This is a genomic window from Entomohabitans teleogrylli, assembly GCF_001484765.1.
GTDB lineage: Bacteria > Pseudomonadota > Gammaproteobacteria > Enterobacterales > Enterobacteriaceae > Entomohabitans > Entomohabitans teleogrylli.
This window is the reverse complement of the sequence record NZ_KQ947376.1, coordinates 633,538-650,303: the sequence shown is the minus strand read 5'-3', so window position 1 is coordinate 650,303 and position 16,766 is coordinate 633,538. Positions and strand designations below refer to the sequence as shown.

Below are 16,766 nucleotides of genomic sequence, written 5' to 3'. Positions count from 1 at the left end.
CCCTCTATAATAGCCGCAGGCAGGATTAAGATAAGCGCTGACACAGGACGGTTATGAAGCGAATCAAAACTGAACTACAGGCCCTGGTGAACCGGGGCGTCGATCGTCATTTGCGCATTGCGGTGACTGGCCTGAGCCGCAGCGGCAAGACGGCATTTATCACCGCCATGGTGAATCAGTTATTATCGGTACATAGCGGCGCGCGTTTGCCGTTGCTGAATGCGGTGCGCGAAGAACGTCTGCTGGGGGTGAAGCGAATTCCCCAGCGCGATCTGGGGATCCCCCGTTTCACTTATGATGAAGGTATGGCGCAACTGTACGGCGATCCGCCGGCCTGGCCGACGCCGACCCGCGGGGTAAGCGAAATTCGCCTCGCGCTGCGCTACCGTTCGTCGGATTCCCTGATGCGGCACTTCCGCGAGACCTCCACGCTCTACCTGGAAATTGTCGATTACCCGGGCGAATGGCTGCTCGATTTACCGATGCTGGCGCAAAATTACCTCACCTGGTCACGGCAGATGACCGGGCTGCTGCACGGTATGCGCGGCGAGTGGGCAGCGCAGTGGCGCAGCCTGTGCGCCGGGCTGGATCCGCTGGCGCCGGCGGATGAAAACCGTCTTGCCGAAATTGCCGAGGCATGGACCGATTATCTACTGCGCTGTAAGCGTGAAGGGCTGCATTTTATTCAACCGGGCCGTTTTGTATTACCGGGCGATCTGGCCGGCGCGCCAGCATTGCAATTTTTTCCGTGGCCGGAGGTCGATGAAGTCGGCGAATCACGCCTTGCCCAGGCGGATAAAAACTCGAATATCGGTATGCTGCGGGCGCGTTATGACTACTATTGCGACAAAGTAGTCAAAGGATTCTATAAAGACCATTTTTTACGATTCGACCGCCAGATTGTGCTGGTGGACTGCCTGCAGCCGCTGAATAGCGGCCCACAGGCATTTAACGATATGCGTCTGGCGCTGACTCAGCTGATGCAGAGTTTTCATTACGGCCAGCGCACGTTGTTCCGGCGTCTGTTCTCCCCGGTTATTGATAAGCTCTTGTTTGCCGCCACTAAAGCGGATCACATCACTGCCGATCAGCACGCCAACCTGGTGTCGCTGTTGCAGCAGCTTATTCAGGACGCCTGGCAAAATGCGGCGTTTGAAGGGATCGATATGGATTGTATGGGGCTGGCGTCGGTACAGGCGACAGAGAGCGGGTTGGTGGATGTGAATGGTGAAAAAATTCCCGCTCTGCGCGGCCACCGCCTGAGCGACAATCAGCCGATTACCGTATACCCGGGCGAGGTGCCGCCGCGGTTGCCGGGCAGCGCGTTCTGGGAAAGCCAGGGTTTTCAGTTTGAGGCCTTCAGGCCGCGGGTGATGGATGTCGATCGCCCGTTACCGCATATCCGGATGGATGCGGCGCTGGAGTTTTTAATGGGAGATAAACTGCGATGAATGAACCGCTGAAACCGCGCATTGATTTTGCCCAGCCTCTGGAGGCGGAGCACGAGGAACACTACCGGGCGGCGCAGGCGTTCGACGAACAGCGCGAGACGGCGTTTATGCCGGTGGTTGAAAGCGAAGAGTCTCAGGACGGCGTGGCTGAAGTGGCCGTTGAGCAGGCGCTGCGCCCGAAACGCAGCCTGTGGCGGCGCATGGTCGGCGCCGGGCTGGGGTTGTTCGGTATCAGCGTGGTCGCTCAGGGCGTTCAGTGGGCCCATCAGGCCTGGGTGACTCAGGACTGGATTGCCCTGGGCGGCTGTGTGGCCGGCGGGCTGATTGTGGCGGCGGGCGTCGGTTCGGTGGCCGGCGAATGGCGTCGGCTGTGGCGCCTGCGTCAGCGTGCTTCCGAGCGTGACGAAGCCCTGGATTTGTTGCACAGCCACGGTATTGGCCAGGCGCGGGCATTTTGTGAAAAGCTTGCCCGCCAGGCGGGGCTGGATAACGGGCATCCGGCGCTACAACGCTGGCATGCGGCAATCCACGAAACTCAAAACGATCGTGAAGTGGTGGCGCTGTATGCGCGTATCGTGCAGCCGGTAATGGACAACCAGGCGCGTCGGGAGATCAACCGTTCCGCGGCGGAATCCACCCTGATGATTGCTGTCAGCCCGCTGGCGCTGGTTGATATGGCGTTTATCGCCTGGCGCAATTTACGCCTGATCAACCGTATCGCCACGTTGTATGGTATTGAGCTGGGTTATTACAGCCGCATCCGTTTGTTCCGACTGGTACTGGTCAACATTGCCTTTGCCGGCGCCAGCGAACTGGTGCGTGAAATCGGCATGGACTGGATGTCCCAGGATCTGGCGGCGCGGGTTTCAGCCCGGGCGGCGCAGGGGCTCGGCGCCGGTTTGCTGACCGCGCGTCTGGGGATTAAAGCCATGGAGTTATGCCGGCCGCTACCGTGGCTGGAGGACGATAAACCACGCCTGGGGGATTTCCGCCGCCAGTTAGTCGGCCAGCTCAAAGAGACCCTGCAGAAGAGCAAAAACAAAGCCGCATCCTAGTCCCGGCGTGCGGCGTGTCCATTTTTCCGCCGCACTGTCAATGAATGTTGACAGATCGCTTCTTGCCGCGCGGTAACTGGGGTATGATGCCTGCCTGTGAATAGCTTCCCGGTAAGTGAAGGTTTCTCATGCGTCTCGAAGTTTTTTGTCAGGATCGTCTTGGTCTCACCCGTGAACTCCTCGATCTACTGGTTCTACGCAGTATTGACCTGCGGGGCATTGAGATAGACCCTGTCGGGCGAATTTACCTCAATTTTGCCTCGCTGGATTTTAGCGCTTTCAGCAATCTGATGGCGGAAATCCGTCGTATTCCTGGCGTCACCGATGTCCGGACCGTTCCGTGGATGCCGTCAGAGCGGGAGCATCGCGCCCTGAGCGCGCTGCTGGAAGCGCTGCCGGAGCCGGTTTTTTCCCTCGACATGAAGAGCAAACTGGAGCTGGCTAACCCGGCAAGTTGCCTGCTGTTTGGCGCCAGTGAAGAGCGGTTGCGCAATCATAATGCCGGTAGCCTGATCGGTGATTTCAATTTTCTGCGCTGGCTGGAAAGCGAGCCGCAAGCCTCCCACACCGAACATGTAGTCATTAATAATCAAAATTTTCTGATGGAAATCACACCGGTACATCTGGAAGGAGAAGCCGGTAAACCGGTACTGGCCGGCGCTGTGGTGATGCTGCGTTCGACGGTGAGAATGGGGCGCCAGCTGCAGAATATTTCCGCCCAGGATGTATCGGCCTTCAGCCAGATTGTTGCCGTCAGTCCGGCAATGCGTCATGTGGTGGAGCAGGCGCGCAAACTGGCAATGCTCAATGCGCCGCTGTTGATCGTCGGCGATACCGGTACGGGTAAAGATCTGCTGGCGCATGCCTGCCACCTGGCAAGTCCGCGGGCTCAGAAACCTTATCTGGCCCTTAACTGCGCCTCGATTCCGGAAGACGCGGTGGAGAGCGAACTGTTCGGCCACGCCCCCGGCGCCTGGGCGAATGCTCAGGAGGGGAAAAAGGGCTTCTTCGAACAGGCCAATGGCGGCTCTGTGTTACTGGATGAAATTGGCGAGATGTCGCCGCGCATGCAGGCCAAACTGCTGCGCTTCCTCAATGACGGTACATTCCGCCGGGTAGGCGAAGAGCATGAGGTGCATGTGGATGTGCGGGTTATCTGCGCCACCCAGAAAAATCTGGTGGAGCTGGTGCAGAAGGGACTGTTCCGCGAAGATCTCTATTATCGCCTCAACGTACTGACCCTGAACCTGCCGCCGCTGCGCGATCGTCCGCAGGATATTATGCCGCTGACGGAAATGTTTATTGCCCGCTTCGCTGATGAGCAGGGGGTTCCTCGCCCGAAGCTTGCCACCGATCTCAATGCGATGCTGACTCGCTATGCCTGGCCGGGAAATGTCCGGCAGTTAAAAAATGCGCTTTACCGGGCGCTGGCCCAGCACGAAGGTTATGAGCTACGGCCGCAGGACATTTTGTTGCCTGATTTTGACGCGGCAGCGCTACCGCCCGGAGAAGAGACGATGGAAGGCTCGCTGGACGATATTACCCGGCGCTTTGAACGTTCGGTTCTGACCCATCTTTACCGCTCTTATCCCAGTACCCGCAAACTGGCGAAACGCCTTGGGGTATCACATACCGCGATTGCTAATAAATTGCGCGAGTACGGGCTTAGCCACCGCAAATCGGAAGAGTCGTAATACCACGGAGACAGGGAAGTAACACGGCAGGATATTCAGGCCCCCGGACGGGGGCCAGTCAGCGAGTAACGCGCTTTGTTACCCTTTCAGCGCCGCCAGCGCAGCGTCATAATCAGGCTCCTGAGTGATTTCATTCACCAGTTGGCCGTAGATGACTTCATCTTTCTCATTCAGAACCAGCACCGCGCGAGCCGCCAGGCCCTTCAGCGCCCCGTCGGCAATGGCAACGCCATAATCCTGCAGGAAGGACGGACTGCGCAGAGTGGACAGGGTGGTCACATTGCTCAGGCCTTCAGCGCCGCAGAAGCGTGACTGGGCGAAAGGCAGGTCCGCGGAGATGCACAGTACAGCCGTGTTCTCCAGTTCTGACGCCAGTTGGTTGAACTTACGAACAGAAGCGGCGCAGACGCCGGTATCAATGCTCGGGAAAATGTTCAGTACTTTACGTTTCCCGGCAAATTGAGTCAGCGACACGTCGGAAAGGTCTTTCGCGACCAGGGTAAACGGCTGCGCCTGGCTGGCGGTTTTCGGGAACTGGCCGGCGACGGAGACAGGGTTACCCTGAAAATGAACGGTTTGTGACATGGTTATCTTCCTGTTTACATATAGTTAACGCACGTCCCTAGTCTATGCCATCATGAAGCGCCTGGATATAAAAAAGTGTCTGTCTTTAATATATTGTTATCACTTTACTTTTTATTGATCGCTAAAATGTTGCGCGCAGAGATATCCCCGGGGACCGCCGGCACATCCGCTGTGCTGACGTATACTGACCGCAGGCCGATCATCAGGAGTTACCATGAGAACAGTCAGAGTCTATCCGGAATCATGGCCGCTGCATTCGCCATTTGTCATTTCGCGCGGTAGCCGCAGTGAAGCGCGGGTCGTGGTGGTGGAAATTGAACAGGAGGGGGTCAGGGGGACGGGGGAATGTACGCCTTACCCGCGCTATGGCGAAAGCGTGGATTCCGTCCTCGCTCAGATAGCCAGCGTGCTGCCGCAACTGGAAAAAGGCGCCACGCGTCAGGAGGTTCAGCAACTGCTTCCCGCCGGTGCAGCGCGCAACGCTGTGGACTGCGCCCTGTGGGATTATGAGGCACGACGTCAGGGAATGAGCGTGCACGAACTGCTGGAAGCGCGGTTGCCGGAAAGTGTCGTCACGGCGCAAACGGTGACGATCGGCGAGCCGCAGGAAATGGCGCGTATGGCGCAGGTGTTATGGGAGAAGGGCGCCCGCTTGCTGAAAATTAAACTCGACGATCGCCTGATCGCCGAACGGTTGGTGGCCATTCGCAGCGCGGTGCCGGAGGCCACGTTGATTGTCGATGCCAACGAATCCTGGCACGGGGAAGGGCTGGCGGCGCGCTGCCAGCTCCTGGCCGATCTTGGTGTCGCCATGCTTGAGCAGCCGCTACCCGCCAGCGATGATGCGGCGCTGGAAAATTTTATTCACCCGCTTCCGGTCTGCGCGGACGAAAGCTGCCATACCCGCAGCAGTCTCAAAGGGCTGACCGGACGCTATGAGATGGTTAACCTCAAGCTGGATAAGACCGGTGGTCTGACAGAAGCGCTGGCGCTGGCCCAGGCCGCCCGCGAGCAGGGGTTTGGCCTGATGCTCGGCTGTATGCTGTGTACCTCGCGGGCGATTGCGGCAGCCCTGCCGTTGGCCGGCGAAGTGTTGTATGCCGATCTCGATGGCCCCACCTGGCTGGCGGTTGACGTGGAGCCGGGACTACGATTCGACATTGGGCGGCTCTACCCGGACTGATGCCAGCACAGCAGTTGCAGCATTGGCTCCAGGTAGCGCTCCATGGCTTCATCGGCGGAGATCGGCGGAAGCTCTGCGGTGATGCAGGGTAAACCGATCTCGCCACACCAGCTACCAAAAGAGCCGGGCGTCGCGTATCCCACGCTGGTCACCAGCGGCAGATGAAAGGCGTTTGCCATCCATTTTCCCAGCGCGCTACTGTGCGGATCTTCAATACAGGCCAACGGGTCGTGAAATGACACCACCCAGGCCGGGTCGAGTTGATGAATCAGGTGGCACAGGGCGCGCGTCTCCGGCTCAGAACCCGGCGCATGGCCGGTAGAGAGCAGCACATCGCGCTCGCTGGCGTAGCTGGTCCAGCGGTAGACGGTTTCGCCGGCCTGCCAGTTGGCGCTGGGAAAGTTGCGGTTCAGGTCGACGCCATGAGCATTGGCGCGTAGCCCCAACTGGCAACCATCCGGATTGACGGCGATCACCACGTGATGGCGGCGATATTCTGGCAACAGAGTGCGCAAGGCGCAGGACAGCGCCACCATCGCGGCATTTTCGTCACCATGGGTGCCGGCAATAATCAACCCGCTGCCCGGTTCCTCCACGGGAGCGGGAAACCAGAGCAGTGGGGCCCCCAGCGCTGATTGACCATATTGTTGTGGATGAACCGGAAGCGGGCCGCGCTGCGTTCGGGGGCGGAAAGGGACCATGGCGCACCTTAAATGTCGGCAAGAATGCTTCATTAAAGCAGCCCGGACAGCAGATTGCATGCGGATATTGTGCTACGGATGTCGGCGGTGCAGGCCGGGAATCGTGATATATTTGTCGGGCTTGTCTGAGCTGAGCGCGATATACAACAGATAACGAATAAAACATGTCGGGTGCGCCAGGCATTTGGCCCCGGAGCAGGCGGCAACTTATTGATGAACAATCATATTCAGGATAGTCCATGAGAAAAAGCGTTCTTTATACCTGTCTGGCGCTCCTGTTGGGCAGCGCGACCCCGGCATTCGTACATGCGGCGGACGTGCCGCCCGGAACGCTGCTGTCGGATCGTCAGGAACTGGTTCGCCATCTTAAAGATGAGCCCGCATCGCTCGATCCGGCCAAAGCTGTCGGTCTGCCGGAAATTCAGGTCATTCGCGATCTGTTTGAGGGGCTGGTAAACCAGAATGAGAAAGGCGAACTGGTGCCCGGCGTCGCGACAAAGTGGCAGAGCAATGATAATCGTAACTGGACCTTTACTCTGCGTGATAATGCGCGCTGGTCGGACGGTTCGTCGGTGACCGCTCATGATTTTGTTTATAGCTGGCGGCGGCTGGTGGATCCACAGGTCAGTTCCTCATTCTCCTGGTTTGCCGCGCTGGCGGGGATTAACAATGCCCAGGACATAATTGATGGTAAATTGCCGGTGGATAAGCTCGGCGTGACGGCGGTGAATGACACCACACTGCGCGTTCAACTGGACAGGCCGGTTCCCTGGTTCCCGAGCCTGGCGGCCAACTTCGCGCTGTATCCGGTGCCGGAAACGGCGATAGCGGAATCCGGCGCCGAATGGACGAAGCCCGGCCATCTGGTAGGCAACGGCGCTTTTGTACTGCGTGAGAGAGTGGTGAATGAAAAGCTGGTGCTGGAGCCCAATAAACATTACTGGGATAGCGCTAAAACAGTGCTCAGCCGGGTCACTTTCCTGCCGATTAATCAGGAATCCGCCGCCACCAAGCGTTATCTGGCGGGTGATCTGGATATTACCGAATCTTTCCCCAAGAACCTCTATCAGAAATTGCTGAAGGATATCCCCGACCAGGTTTACACGCCGCCACAACTGGGCACTTATTATTATGCGTTTAATACCCAAAAGGGTCCGACAGCCGATCAGCGGGTGCGACTGGCGCTGAGCCTGACTATTGATAGAGTGCTGATGGCGGAGAAAGTGCTGGGAACCGGCGAAAAACCCGCCTGGCGCTTCACTCCGGACGTGACTGCCGGCTTTACGCCGGAACCGTCGCTGTTTGAGGATATGACCCAGCAAGAGCGCAACGCTCAGGCGAAGACGCTGCTGGCGGCTGCCGGGTATGGCCCGCAGAAGCCGCTTAAGCTCACGCTGCTGTACAATACCTCAGAGAATCACCAGAAAATCGCGATTGCCGTTGCTTCGATGTGGCGTCAGAACCTGGGGGCGGAGGTTAAACTGCAAAACCAGGAGTGGAAAACCTATATTGACAGCCGCAATAGTGGAAACTTTGATGTGATCCGCGCCTCATGGGTGGGCGACTACAATGAGCCATCAACGTTTCTGTCACTGCTGACGTCCAGCCACAGCGGTAATATTTCACGTTTCAGCGATCCGGCCTATGACAAGCTGCTCCAGCAGGCCAGCCAGGAGACCAGCAATAAAGCGCGCAATAAAGATTACAATGAGGCGGAGAAAATCCTTGCGCAGCAGGCGCCGATCGCCCCTGTGTACCAGTACACTAACGGACGGTTGATCAAACCATGGTTGAAGGGATATCCGATCGAAAACCCGGAGGATGTGGCTTATAGCCGAACGATGTACATTATTAAGCACTGACGCGGACCGGTTGCCTGCCGATGTCAGGTGACCATCGCTAAACCCGGGGCTGGCGCGGCTTACAGCGTCAGTTTCTCCTGCTGACCATCTTCCTGGCTGAAACCCCATCATGCGATTATGCGCCAAACGCGCCGTCTATGGTGTGTATTGCGTCCGTCACCAACGAAGCTTCCGGGCCTGCCAGCCATGCGAGTATGCCCGCCACTTTCTTCCGAACGTACATGTCGTTTAATGGCCATAAAGCTGTGCATCAGTTGCTTCATGGGGGCCACTTTCCGGGTTGGCGTTGGTATAGCCGTTGAATATCTTGCGCAGTCGCTTCAGCGCCCCGCTGATGGTGGGCTGCCCCGGATGCAGGATCTCTGCGGTACGGGTGATGCTGGTTTCCCGGTATAACACCAGAAATACCGTCAGTAGATTCAAATTTATCCGACGGAAATCATTTTCGATGATTTCCTTCATCATGATAATTAATTTGAGCGTTATTCCAGTCAGAAGCCGAGTGAACGTCACTCTGATAAATCAACTATGTAATGAATATCACCGGATAGACGACGGTGTTACTTTTTAGTCCCGGAAGATGAAATTCACATTCCGGCAGCGAATATATACCCAGACCATCTCCGGTCAGCGGTTCCTGATGAGAGCCGCCATCTGATTTCTTTATCTATACATCGCTGGTCGTGTGTACTCCCGACGATATTATTGTGATTGATACCGGGAGCAGTAACGGTTGCGGTAATAATCTATTATTTCATCAGTTAAAAACGTGCTATCTGGAGAATTTTCTGGCATCAGGTATTAAAAATATCCGGGAGTGCGAAATGATAAACAGCAGATTGCTCACTTTGGTTTTTGGCGCGATGGGTCAGCAGAGCGACTCAGGGGAGAGTATAACATCGTATACCAGCCAGGTCTGTGCGATGGCGCCAATAGCTATGAAATGACCAGTTATAATAGTCTGTTGGTTTTGGCGTGTTCAACGTTTCGCTAAAACCGCTAACTGAAACCCCCCGGCAATACCGGGGGAAAGTATTAATCATCTTTATTAATTATGGATAAGAAGGAACCAATTAGCGGGAGGCTGAGCAGGAATTTTTCAACTTGCTTACCGATATTCAGGAATCCATCCACCATATCTTGCTGAGAGGTTCTTTCAGGCGGAACACCTGCCATATTAGCGAGTTTAGTCGCAAAAATAGCAAATATATGTTGAATATTACCTGCGCCGTTCACGCATTCCATTTCAGACTGAGATAACTGTCTCATATAAAATCCTTATTTTAATATTTCATTTGATAAATTCAACTGGCCGTATGAAGCATGCGGCCGGGCATATTCTACAGATAAAAGGATGTAAAAGAAAAGCTTTATCATACAGCGCATTATTTTCTTTCATTATTATTTGGTAAGCTGTTTAATTAAAATGATGAATGGGTTTCGGCTATTTATAAATGGGGGTGTTTGTCTCTGTGAGTGATATTTATCATCGGTGATCCCACAGGGGAGAATCACTATTTATTTTACAGAAAAATGATAAAACCAAGGGCATTCGATTGTCTTGTTAACGGGGGATAATGCGGGTGGGAATGAGACGTAAAAATAGCCCCGGTTTCCCGGGGCATATTTGGTATCAGTGCCAGAAGAACCAGGCGAAACCGGATACAACGGCGATACTGACCAGGTTAAGCACGAAGCCCACCCGGACCATCTCTTTTTGCTTGATGTGACCGGAGCCGTAAACAATGGCATTTGGCGGCGTGGCGACCGGCAGCATAAAGGCGCAGGAAGCGCCGAAACCGATGATCAGCGTCAGCAGTGCTTCCGGCATCCCCAGCGCCTGGGCGACGGTGGCGAAAATCGGCACCAGCAGCGCGGCGCTGGCGGTATTACTGGTAAATTCCGTCAGGAAGATGATGAATGTCGCTACCGCCACCATAATGATGAACCAGTGACTGGCGCCAAACACATCGGCAATGCCGTTGGCCATGATGACGCTGGCGCCGGAGCCCTGAAGGATAATACTCAGCGTCAGACCGCCGCCAAACAGCATCAGTACGCCCCATTCAGTGTTGTCCTGAATCTGGTTCCAGCTTGCAACGCCGCTGGCGCCGATCAGTACTGCCGCGGTGATAGCCACCAGCGAGTCAAACTGTGAAATGCCACCAAAGAATTCGCTGATTGGGTTACTGAAAATCCAGCACACCACGGTTAACGCGAAGATACCCATGGTGATCAGACGCATCGGCGTCCATTCCATTTTCTCGACGGAAATCTCCACCTGATAGTTCAGGTTGGGGCGGAGCATCAGATACATCATTCCGACCATCAGCGGCATCATCACCAGCATGACCGGAATACCAAACTTCATCCAGGTGAAGAAGTCGATACCCAACTGCGCGGCGGCAATGGCGTTAGGCGGGCTGCCCACCAGGGTTCCCAGACCGCCGATACTGGCGCTATAGGCAATGCCCAGCAGGATAAAGACGAAGGTGTTTCTTTCACGCTCGCGATCGAGGTTAGAAAGGATCCCCAGCGCCAGAGGCAGCATCATTGCCGCCGTCGCAGTATTACTGATCCACATTGACAGACCGGCGGTAACGCCAAACAGGACCATGACCGCTACCGACATCTTGCCTTTCGCCAGCAGCAGCAGGCGGTTGGCGATCAGGCGATCCAGCCCCTGAACGTGTAGCGCGGTCGCCAGCGCAAAGCCGCCAAAGAACAGGAAGATAATGGGGTTAGAAAACGATTTTAACGCGTTACTGGCATCAAGGATGCCAAACAAAATCGCCAGAATAGGAATTAATAAGGCAGTGATCGTGACATGAATGGCTTCTGTCAGCCATAACACGCCGATAAAGACCATCAGTGCCAGCCCGGTGTTAGCTTTCTCGTCATAGGGGAGAAAATTAAGCAGTAAAATCAGCAAAACAACATCGACGGCAAGAATCATCAGGCCGCGGCGTGAGGGGGGACTAATCATTGCATTAGCCAGAGGGGTTACTTCCATGACGCTCTCCTGTCTTATTGTATCTGTTTGTTAACATCCGAAACAGTGTGTTAACTATACCGACTACCGACAGTCATAAAACAGCCCGGTGCCAAAAACGAGAGGCCAGCAGCCGGTTTTAGGGGTGAGGGAGTTAAAAAATGTGCAGTATGTCATCCTTTTTCCCGCTACTGATATATCATACAAAATCATCATAACAAGATGAAAAGCCACAATATATGGCTTAATACCAGGATTTTTCCCTGACAACGGGAAGATATTGCGTCAGGAATATTTAGCAATCGTTACCGTATGACGGGGGTGATTCCCATCCGCCGACAGGCGCGGTGATAAGCGCCATTCTGTACAGCCCAGCGCAATACGCCTGCGACAGCGTGGATGGTCTGTCGGGACAGGCGCCGCCGCAAGGGAGACGCCTTTAGTCCCGCCATCTCTTGCGCCCAGCGAGGTAAAAGATCGCTGGCCGCCAGCATAAAAGCTTTGGTAACCGGTCGCGCGGCGGCAACGGGCGCCGGCGCGTTAAGCAATAACTGCATCACTTCCCGGGTGCGTTCATCGCAACGCAACTGTGGCCGTAACTGCGTAAAATAGTCCGCTACTTCGGCACGCGACCTGGGGACATCCCGGGCGCCGAGGGCAATCGCCACTCTGGCGGAGTCGCGCAAATAGCTATCCTGTTCCTGCAGGCTCAGGTCAGGGTTGCAATAACGCAGGTGGGCGCTCAGGAAACTGCTCACTTCCGCAACGTGCACCCAGGTGAGCAACTGTGGGTCGTTTGCGGAGTAGGCGACGCCCTGGTTATCCACGCCAGTGACGCGATCGTGGATGGCTCTGACCTGGCGAATCAGCATTTGCGCATCGGCGCGGGTGCCAAAGGTCGTGACGGCGATAAACTGACTGGTGCGACGCAGGCGTCCGGTCATATCGTGGCGAAAATTTGAATGATCCCAGACGCCGGCCAGCGCCAGCGGGTGCAGCATCTGCAGTAATAACGCGCTGATACCGCCGCACAGCATGGCGGTGAAATCGCTATTAACCCGCCAGACAATACCGTTCGGGGGATACAGACCGGGTTCGCCGGGCGGGGCATCGAGCACAAAATTACCTAAGCCGACGCCGCTGATACTGTGGACACTGTTGGCGATTTTTTGCCGGAGACTGTTCATCATCCCTTACCGTGGCTGCTTGTGTGCTGAAAAGGCTATCATACCAGGTCAGCCATTCAGTGCCAGATCGACGGGCAGCCCGGAAAGGGGTTTGATCTCTTTGAGAACAAACATGGTTTCCATTTCTTTGATACCCGGTAAACGGCGAACCACCTTCATCGCAAAATCGGAGTAGGCTTCCAGATCGCGACATACCACCTGGAGTAAAAAATCAGCGCTGCCGCCGGTGGCGTAACAGGCAATCACCTGACGTAACTGGCGGACTTCGCTTTCAAAACGTCCGGCCTGTTGTTCGTTATGGCTGTCAATTTTGACGCGAATAAAGGCCAGAATGCCGAGACCCAGTTTTTCACGATCTACCCGGGCGTGGTAGCCGCTAATCACGCCGGACTCCTCCAGTTGCTTGACGCGCCGCCAGCAGGGCGTGGCGGACATCGCTACCCGTTCGGCGAGTTGTTGATTGGTCAGACGGGCATCGTTCTGTAACTCGCTCAGTAACAGAATATCGTTCCTCTGTGCTTTCATGAATTTTTATTCCTTTCTCTGGCTTTCTTCAGGATTGATTTTCCTTTTTACGCCCCTTTTCCGGGAAATGAAAAAAATATTTCCACTGCGCTCATGACACACTGTTGGCACTGAGACAAGGAGATGAAAATGAGTGATTATGCTGTTGCGATTATTGTCAATCCGTCAATGCCGGCGGGGCTGGTGGCTAATACCGTGGGAACCATCGCCGCGGGGCTGGGAGCTCGCTTTCCGGAGCTGTTAGGGGGAGAGGCCAGCGATAAAACCGGGTTGCGTTTCAGCGTCAGCTCCCGGTTACCGATGCCGGTATTGCAGGCTACCGATGACGAGTTACAGGTGTTGTTCGGCAAAGCTGGAGGGTCTGATGAGCAGAAGGTTATCGTGCCATTCCCGACCTTTACGCGCAGCCTGCACCAGTTTGAAGACTATCAACAGCGCCTGCCGGAAACCGTCCTTGCGGAACAAACGCTGGATGGCATTGGCCTGTGCGGGCCGCGTAAATGGGTGAAGTCGTTGACCGGCTCGCTGAAGCTGCTGCGCTAGTTTATTGCCGGTGACCGTGAGGGGGTCTACGGTTGTCGGTTCCCGCCAGCGCCGCAGGACCTCCTGCGCGCTTAACGGTATGGATTCTCCGGCGCCTTTTACTGAGGAATTTCATATGACTTGCGTTGATTAACCTTTGCAGATAGCTAGACTGACATCATGAACAGTAACCAGGAGGTCATGCTGTGGATGTCATTAAAGGGGCTGAATTGAATGTTCCCGATGCGGTTTTCGCATTGCAACTGGATGGCAAAGGGGGCGTGACGCCCATTGAAGATGATGCGCTGATCGATCAGGCGCATCCCTGCTGGCTACATCTCAATTATACCCAGAGCGCCAGCGCAGAGTGGCTGGCGAAGACGCCGCTGATTCCTGACTCGGTACGCGATGCGCTGGCAGGGGACAGTACCCGGCCGCGGGTTAATCGGATGGGGGAAGGGACGCTGTTAACCCTGCGCTGTATTAACGGCAGCACCGATGAGCGTCCGGATCAACTGGTGGCCATGCGGCTGTATATGGACGAGCGGATGATTATTTCCACCCGTCAGCGCCAGGTGCTGGCGCTGGATGATGTGATTGCCGATCTAAATGCCGGCACCGGTCCGCTGGATTGCGGCGGCTGGCTGGTGGATGTTTGCGATGCATTAACCGATCACGCCAGCGAATTCATTGAATCTTTGCACGATAAAATTATCGATTTAGAGGATAACCTGATGGATCAGCAGATTCCGCCGCGCGGGTATCTGGCGCTGATTCGCAAACAGCTTATCGTCATGCGCCGTTATATGGCGCCCCAGCGTGATGTTTATGCCCGGCTGGCCAGCGAACGACTGAGCTGGATGAGCGACGATCAGCGGCGGCGGATGCAGGATATCGCTGACCGGCTGGGGCGCGGGCTGGATGAGATTGATGCCTGTATTTCGCGTACCGCCATTATGTCAGACGAGATAACCCAGGTGATGCAGGAGTCTCTGACCCGACGGACCTATACCATGTCGCTGATGGCGATGGTTTTTTTACCTACCACTTTTCTGACCGGACTGTTTGGCGTTAATCTGGGGGGAATCCCCGGTGGCGGCTGGAATTTTGGCTTCAGCCTGTTTTGCATAATGTTGGTAGTATTGATTGGCGGTGTTATCTGGTGGTTGCATCGTAGTAAATGGTTGTAAAAATTACGTTTTAACCAACCGCCCCGGCGGGAAAAACGGCTGCAACTTTGAGCGATATCAATAAAAAAAGCCGCCGTCAGGTGCAATATCGATCCCGCAGGTGAATGCAACGTCAAGCGATGGGCGTTGCGCTCCATATTGTCTTACTTCCTTTTTTGAATTACTGCATAGCACAATTGATTCGTACGACGCCGGCTCAACAGCCGGCTTTTTTTGCCTGTTATCTGGCCGTTTCATGGTCGAAATCTGAATGCTGCCGTCAATCAGCACATAAATATGCTGGATGCGTGATGCTGTCTGGTGAACAAATGATCGTAATTTTCATCACCAGCCAGAACTGATGGTACATTTTGCACAATACACGGATGAACATTCATTAAAGGGCGGCTTCATATGCTTAAAATAATCAGAGTCTGGATCATTCTCCCGGCAATTTTAATTGCCGGTTCACTGCTGGGGGCGCCAGTGTTTTGCTGACCGCCTGGTATTCCGCTCCTGAGCGTATCTCGGTGCCGCTGGTGATTATCCTGTGTTTTCTCGGGGCAGTGAAATTGTGCGACGCTATTTTTTGCTTTTTATTTGTCAGCAAAAAGTAGCCGAAAACGCTTACCGGGCAGATAAACAGCCTGGCGGTTAAAAGCGGGTAAGCATGCGCATATCGCCCCCGGAAGGAGCGCGATATGCGCGGCGGGTTATTTAATCTCAATAACGTCCAGACGCTCCAGCGGCGCCGGATGGTCATCATCTTCCGCCTGCCAGCCGCTCGGCTGTAACGGAATCTCCTGACGATCGAATGCCAGATCGCCTCCGTCAACAACTGCGCTGCCGTGCTGTATGGCGGCGAAATCAAACAGGGTGGTGTCGCACAAATGCGAGGGGACCACGTTTTGCATAGCGCTGAACATGGTTTCGATCCGCCCCGGATAGCGCTTATCCCAGTCGCGCAACATGTCGGCGATAACCTGGCGCTGTAGATTGGGCTGCGAGCCGCACAGGTTGCAGGGGATGATCGGAAACCCTTTGGCCTGGGCAAAACGCTCAATATCTTTTTCCCGGCAGTAGGCCAGCGGGCGAATCACGATGTGTTTGCCGTCATCGCTCATCAGTTTTGGCGGCATACCTTTCATCTTGCCGCCGTAAAACATATTCAGGAACAGCGTTTGCAGAATATCGTCGCGGTGGTGCCCCAGCGCAATTTTGGTGGCGCCCAGTTCGCTGGCGGTGCGATAAAGAATACCGCGCCGCAGGCGGGAACACAGCGAGCAGGTGGTTTTCCCCTCGGGGATTTTCTCTTTCACAATGCCGTAGGTATTTTCCTCAACGATTTTGTACTCCACGCCAAGGTTATCCAGATACTGCGGTAAAATATGCTCCGGGAAGCCGGGCTGCTTCTGATCGAGATTAACCGCCACCAGGCTGAAGGAGATCGGCGCGCTGTGTTGCAGATTGCGCAGAATTTCCAGCATGGTGTAACTGTCCTTACCGCCGGACAAACACACCATGATGTGATCGCCTTCTTCAATCATATTAAAGTCGGCAATGGCTTCGCCGACGTTGCGTCGCAAGCGTTTGTGAAGCTTATTCAGATTGTAGTGTTCTTTTCTGCTAATATCTTGATTATCTGGCATTATTTACTGTCTCGGAACCTCGGTGGACATAAAGAAGCGCTGTTATCGTATCAGTTTAGCGTCCGCAACCCGGACATGCTCGCTGGTTGTCGGTTTAACCGGCGCCCGCCCGCAGGCAAAAGTCTGTGGGCGTATGGTACGGATTACGGCGGCGAATTCCAGCGAGTTTTGCTGATTAGCGCTGTCCTGAG

Annotated in this window: 15 protein-coding genes and 2 pseudogenes; 8 read left to right on the top strand and 9 right to left on the bottom strand. The window is 55.1% G+C overall.

Annotation, left to right across the window (positions count from 1 at the left end):
• The first annotated feature begins 53 nt into the window (after positions 1-53).
• The 3 genes from AQ981_RS02970 to tyrR all read left to right on the top strand — a co-directional run bounded on the left by AQ981_RS02970 (position 54) and on the right by tyrR (position 4,200).
• A complete protein-coding gene (locus tag AQ981_RS02970; protein WP_058910247.1) occupies positions 54-1,451 on the top strand; it encodes a YcjX family GTP-binding protein in 1,398 nt (465 codons plus the stop codon).
• Entirely contained in the window at positions 1,448-2,506 is a 1,059-nt protein-coding gene (locus tag AQ981_RS02965) for a YcjF family protein (RefSeq protein ID WP_058910246.1), read from the top strand. Before AQ981_RS02970 ends, AQ981_RS02965 begins: the two co-directional genes overlap by 4 nt.
• Before the next feature lie 128 nt (positions 2,507-2,634).
• Entirely contained in the window at positions 2,635-4,200 is a 1,566-nt protein-coding gene (gene tyrR, locus AQ981_RS02960; RefSeq protein ID WP_058910245.1) for a transcriptional regulator TyrR, read from the top strand.
• A gap of 78 nt (positions 4,201-4,278) precedes the next feature.
• On the opposite strand, the gene tpx is transcribed toward tyrR, so the two are convergent.
• Positions 4,279-4,785, bottom strand: a complete 507-nt coding sequence (gene tpx / locus AQ981_RS02955; RefSeq protein WP_058910244.1) for a thiol peroxidase — start codon at positions 4,783-4,785, stop codon at positions 4,279-4,281.
• 214 nt (positions 4,786-4,999) lie between these two features.
• On the opposite strand from tpx, the gene ycjG reads away from it, so the two are divergent.
• Positions 5,000-5,968 carry an L-Ala-D/L-Glu epimerase gene (gene ycjG / locus AQ981_RS02950; protein WP_058910243.1) on the top strand — a complete coding sequence of 323 codons (969 nt, stop codon included), beginning with the start codon at positions 5,000-5,002 and terminating at the stop codon, positions 5,966-5,968.
• On the opposite strand, the gene mpaA is transcribed toward ycjG, so the two are convergent.
• Positions 5,956-6,669: a murein tripeptide amidase MpaA gene (gene mpaA / locus AQ981_RS02945; RefSeq protein ID WP_058910242.1), complete on the bottom strand. Its 714-nt coding sequence runs from the start codon at positions 6,667-6,669 to the stop codon at positions 5,956-5,958. The genes ycjG and mpaA overlap by 13 nt on opposite strands.
• A gap of 239 nt (positions 6,670-6,908) precedes the next feature.
• On the opposite strand from mpaA, the gene AQ981_RS02940 reads away from it, so the two are divergent.
• Positions 6,909-8,531, top strand: a complete 1,623-nt coding sequence (locus AQ981_RS02940) for a peptide ABC transporter substrate-binding protein (RefSeq protein WP_058910241.1) — start codon at positions 6,909-6,911, stop codon at positions 8,529-8,531.
• Positions 8,532-8,646: 115 nt separating this feature from the next.
• Here the strand turns inward: AQ981_RS02940 and AQ981_RS25650 are convergent.
• The 6 genes and pseudogenes from AQ981_RS25650 to AQ981_RS02915 form a co-directional block, all read right to left on the bottom strand.
• Positions 8,647-8,822 (bottom strand): annotated as a pseudogene (locus tag AQ981_RS25650) (oxidoreductase); the annotation flags it as partial.
• A 6-nt stretch (positions 8,823-8,828) separates the two neighbouring features.
• A pseudogene (locus AQ981_RS02935) lies at positions 8,829-8,993 on the bottom strand (LysR family transcriptional regulator); the annotation flags it as partial.
• 573 nt (positions 8,994-9,566) lie between these two features.
• A complete protein-coding gene (locus tag AQ981_RS02930; RefSeq protein ID WP_058910239.1) occupies positions 9,567-9,800 on the bottom strand; it encodes a hypothetical protein in 234 nt (77 codons plus the stop codon).
• A gap of 364 nt (positions 9,801-10,164) precedes the next feature.
• Positions 10,165-11,544: a DASS family sodium-coupled anion symporter gene (locus tag AQ981_RS02925; RefSeq protein ID WP_058910238.1), complete on the bottom strand. Its 1,380-nt coding sequence runs from the start codon at positions 11,542-11,544 to the stop codon at positions 10,165-10,167.
• 284 nt (positions 11,545-11,828) lie between these two features.
• Positions 11,829-12,710, bottom strand: a complete 882-nt coding sequence (locus tag AQ981_RS02920; RefSeq protein ID WP_058910237.1) for an oxygenase MpaB family protein — start codon at positions 12,708-12,710, stop codon at positions 11,829-11,831.
• Between the two features lie 48 nt (positions 12,711-12,758).
• Complete coding sequence (locus AQ981_RS02915; protein ID WP_058910236.1) at positions 12,759-13,235, bottom strand: Lrp/AsnC family transcriptional regulator; 477 nt, start codon at positions 13,233-13,235, stop codon at positions 12,759-12,761.
• 129 nt (positions 13,236-13,364) lie between these two features.
• On the opposite strand from AQ981_RS02915, the gene AQ981_RS02910 reads away from it, so the two are divergent.
• The 3 genes from AQ981_RS02910 (at position 13,365) to AQ981_RS27555 (ending at position 15,288) form a co-directional block, all read left to right on the top strand.
• Entirely contained in the window at positions 13,365-13,778 is a 414-nt protein-coding gene (locus AQ981_RS02910; protein WP_058910235.1) for a DUF2000 domain-containing protein, read from the top strand.
• A gap of 185 nt (positions 13,779-13,963) precedes the next feature.
• On the top strand, positions 13,964-14,947 hold the full coding sequence (zntB, locus tag AQ981_RS02905; protein ID WP_058910234.1) for a zinc transporter ZntB: 984 nt from the start codon (positions 13,964-13,966) through the stop codon (positions 14,945-14,947).
• Positions 14,948-15,051: 104 nt separating this feature from the next.
• On the top strand, positions 15,052-15,288 hold the full coding sequence (locus tag AQ981_RS27555) for a hypothetical protein (protein WP_071608785.1): 237 nt from the start codon (positions 15,052-15,054) through the stop codon (positions 15,286-15,288).
• 351 nt (positions 15,289-15,639) lie between these two features.
• Here the strand turns inward: AQ981_RS27555 and ttcA are convergent, their stop codons facing one another.
• On the bottom strand, positions 15,640-16,575 hold the full coding sequence (gene ttcA, locus AQ981_RS02900; RefSeq protein WP_058910233.1) for a tRNA 2-thiocytidine(32) synthetase TtcA: 936 nt from the start codon (positions 16,573-16,575) through the stop codon (positions 15,640-15,642).
• Positions 16,576-16,766: the final 191 nt, after the last annotated feature.